Genomic DNA, 3,335 nt, shown 5'->3' with positions numbered 1-3,335 from the left:
GAAGTGGGGTCAGCAGTCCTCCGTGGTGCTGCTGCTGCCGCACGGCTACGAGGGGCAGGGGCCGGATCGCGAGCCCTCGCGCTCGGCAGCAGCAGGGACGCGCTGATCTCGCGGCTGCTCGCCGAGATCCCGGGCGCGCATCTCACGGGCGACCCGCAGGAGCGCCTCCCCGGCCACGCCTCCTTCGTGATTCGGGGGGTGAGCGGAGAATCGCTCCTCGTCGCGCTCGACGCCGCCGGTTTCGCCGTCTCCTCGGGCTCGGCCTGCGCGGCGGGCATGGACGAGCCTTCGCCCGCCCTCCTGGCGATCGGCCTGCCCGCCGAACTGGCGCAGACGGCGATCCGCTTCACGCTGGCCGCACCGCTCGATACCCGTGGGATCGACCGCGTGCTGGCCGTGCTGCGCGCCGAGACCGAGGGGAGGCATCACCCGGGGCTCGAAACCCGTGCCCGTGGAGCGACCTCACCCCGGGTGCTCGACGTTACTCGGAGAGGGTGAGGATCTCGACCCCGCGCTCGCGGACCACGAGCGTGTGCTCGAACTGGGCGGTCAGACTGCGGTCCTTCGTCACCACCGTCCACTGGTCGTCCCACATCTCCCACTCGTGCGTTCCCAGGGTGAGCATCGGCTCGATCGTGAAGACCATGCCGGGTTTGATCACGTCGTCGAAGCGCGGGGCCGAATCGTAGTGGGGGATGATGAGCCCGGTGTGGAAGGCGGCGCCGACGCCGTGGCCGGTGAAGTCGCGCACGACGCCGTAGCCGAAGCGCTTCGCGTAGGTCTCGATGGCGCGGCCGATCACGTTCACCTGACGCCCGGGGGCCACCGCCTTGATCCCGCGCCGCAACGCCTCTTCGGTGCGCTGGATCAGCAGCTCGGCTTCCTCGGACACCTCGCCGACGCGGAAGGTGCGGTTGAGGTCGCCGTGGTAGCCGTCGAGGTAGGCCGTTACGTCGATATTCACGAGGTCGCCGTCGCGCAGCACGGTGTCGTCGGGGATCCCGTGGCAGATCACCTCGTTCACCGAGGTGCAGCACGACTTCGGGTAGCCGCGGTAGCCGAGCGTCGACGGGTAGGCGCCGTGCGACACGACGTAGTCGTGCGCGATGCGGTCGAGCTCGTCGGTGGTGACACCGGGGCGGATCGCCGCGCCCGCCGCGTCGATCGCACGGGAGGCGATCCTGCCCGCCGCACGGATGCGCTCGATCTCGTCCTCGGAGTAGGTGTTGTCGCCGGCGTAGGGCGGCGGAGCCGACTTCCCGACGTAGGGCGGTCGCGCAATACTCGCCGGAACCTGCCGCAGGCCTGAGACGGAGCCGGGAATCAGGTGGCCGTTGGCGTCATAGGGCATACGCTTCATTGTAGAGCGGTCGGGTGGCCCCGACCCCGAGACGACGGAGGTGCCGGATGGGCAAGAAGGAATGGGGCATCGAGGGCCCGCCCGAGTTCTGGTTCAACACGCGCACGCACGAGGTGGAGGTGGGCCCGCAGTCGCTCTCCATCGACCGGATCGGCCCGTTCGAGACGCGAGCGGAGGCCGAGCACGGGCCCGAGATCGTCGCAGAGCGAGCCCGCCGCTGGGCAGAGGAGGACGAGGCCGAGGATTCCTGACGGTGCGCGCCGCGCAGGCTGCTCCGTAGCGATAGTCTGGGAGCGATCGAACCGAGGGGAGTCCGCGTGAGCAAGCAGCGTGATTTCGTGCTCCGCACCATCGAGGAGCGCGGTGTCAAATTCGTGCGACTCTGGTTCACCGATGTGGCCGGCACGTTGAAGTCCGTCGCACTCGCACCCGCCGAGGTCGAGGGCGCTTTCGCCGAGGGGCTCGGCTTCGACGGCAGCGCGATCGAGGGCATGACCCGGGCCTACGAGAGCGACCTGCTCGCGGTGCCGGATCCCTCCACCTTCCAACTCCTGCCCTGGCGCAGCGAGACCGAGCCGACCGCTCGCATGTTCTGCGACCTGAGCACGCCGAACGGCGAGCCGGCCGCGGCGGATCCGCGCAACGTGCTGCGACGGGCGCTCGCCAGGGCGGCCGAGCGCGGCTTCACCTACTACACCCATCCGGAGATCGAGTTCTACCTGCTGAAGTCGGCCGAGTTCGGCGCTGAAGGGCCGGTGCCGGTGGACCGAGCCGGCTACTTCGACAACGTTCCGGGCGGCACGGCGCACGACTTCCGGCGGGCCAGCGTGAACATGCTCGAGGATCTCGGCATCTCGGTGGAGTTCAGCCACCACGAGGGTGGGCCCGGGCAGAACGAGATCGATCTTCGCTATGCGGACGCGCTCACGACCGCCGACAACATCATGACGTTCCGCACGGTCGTGAAGGAGGTCGCGATCAGCCAGGGGGTGTACGCGACCTTCATGCCGAAACCGCTCGCCGGCCAGCCCGGCAGCGGCATGCACACGCATCTCTCGCTCTTCGAGGGCGACACGAACGCCTTCTACGACCCCGGCGCCAAGTACCAGCTCTCCCAGACCGGCCGCCGCTTCGTGGCCGGCCTGCTGCGCCACGCCCCGGAGTTCACCGCCGTCACCAATCAGTACATCAACTCCTACAAGCGCCTCTGGGGCGGCGACGAAGCGCCCTCCTACGTGAGCTGGGGCCACCTCAACCGCAGCGCGTTGGTCCGCGTGCCCCTGTACAAGCCGGGCAAGGGCGGCAGCGCGCGCGTGGAGTATCGCGCCATGGACAGCGCGGCGAACCCCTACCTGGCATTCTCCGTGATGCTGGCGGCCGGCCTGAAGGGCATCGAGGAGGAGTATGAGCTGCCACCCGAGGCCGAGCACAGCATGGGCGACCTCTCCGACGGCGAGCGCCGCGCCATGGGCTTCGATCCGCTGCCGACGAGCCTCGACCATGCGCTCGCGCTCATGCAGCGGAGCGAGCTGGTGGCCGAGACGCTCGGCGACCAGGTGTTCTCGTACCTCATCCGGGAGAAGAGCCAGGAGGTCGCAGCGTACCGGCAGCAGGTGACCCCGTACGAGCTGAACTCGATGCTGGGCACGATCTGACCGGCGGCACCCGCGGAACCCGATGAGCACCGATTCGCGGCGGCAGCCTCTCGGCGTGTTCGCGCGCGCCGGATTCCAGGATCTCGGCGCAGCGAGGGAGGGGATCGAGGCGCTGGCCGCCGCCAGGGGACGACCGCCGGAGGAACTGCTCGAGGCCTTCGAGGCGGCCGCGGATCCCGACACGGCGCTCGTGCGCATCGCCGCGCTGGGCGAGGTGCATCCCGAGCCCCTGCGCGGGCTCGGCGACGACGAGTTCCGGCGGCTCTGCCGTCTGATCGGCGCCTCCCCGGCGCTCGGAGTCTTCTTCGCGCGGCGGCGGG

5 protein-coding genes are annotated in these 3,335 nt (G+C 69.8%); 4 read left to right on the top strand and 1 reads right to left on the bottom strand.

The annotated features are described in order from the left end of the window. Nucleotides 1-102: 102 nt before the first annotated feature. A complete protein-coding gene (locus tag ACFPZL_RS11425; protein WP_382335485.1) occupies nt 103-498 on the top strand; it encodes an aminotransferase class V-fold PLP-dependent enzyme in 396 nt (131 codons plus the stop codon). Here ACFPZL_RS11425 and map read toward each other — a convergent pair. Continuing rightward, nucleotides 482-1,351 carry a type I methionyl aminopeptidase gene (gene map, locus ACFPZL_RS11420; protein ID WP_218114990.1) on the bottom strand — a complete coding sequence of 290 codons (870 nt, stop codon included), beginning with the start codon at nt 1,349-1,351 and terminating at the stop codon, nt 482-484. The genes ACFPZL_RS11425 and map overlap by 17 nt on opposite strands. 56 nt (nt 1,352-1,407) lie before the next feature. On the opposite strand from map, the gene ACFPZL_RS11415 reads away from it, so the two are divergent. The 3 genes from ACFPZL_RS11415 to ACFPZL_RS11405 all read left to right on the top strand — a co-directional run. Then, a complete protein-coding gene (locus tag ACFPZL_RS11415) occupies nt 1,408-1,611 on the top strand; it encodes a methionine aminopeptidase (protein WP_218114991.1) in 204 nt (67 codons plus the stop codon). Between the two features lie 66 nt (nt 1,612-1,677). Further along, entirely contained in the window at nt 1,678-3,015 is a 1,338-nt protein-coding gene (locus ACFPZL_RS11410; protein WP_218114992.1) for a glutamine synthetase family protein, read from the top strand. Between the two features lie 22 nt (nt 3,016-3,037). After that, the coding region (locus tag ACFPZL_RS11405) for a hypothetical protein (protein ID WP_382335482.1) at nt 3,038-3,335 on the top strand (298 nt) is incomplete at its 3' end.

Source organism: Leucobacter soli (assembly GCF_042659205.1).
GTDB classification, from domain to species: domain Bacteria; phylum Actinomycetota; class Actinomycetes; order Actinomycetales; family Microbacteriaceae; genus Leucobacter; species Leucobacter soli.
Note: the sequence above shows the minus strand (reverse complement) of the source record. Positions and strands in the feature narration are given on the sequence as shown.

Bases quoted from the DNA above. Each gene is read 5' to 3' on its own strand.
- map (WP_218114990.1), bottom strand. From the start codon at position 1,351: ATGCCCTATGACGCCAACGGCCACCTGATTCCCGGCTCCGTCTCAGGC.
- ACFPZL_RS11415 (WP_218114991.1), top strand. From the start codon at position 1,408: ATGGGCAAGAAGGAATGGGGCATCGAGGGCCCGCCCGAGTTCTGGTTC.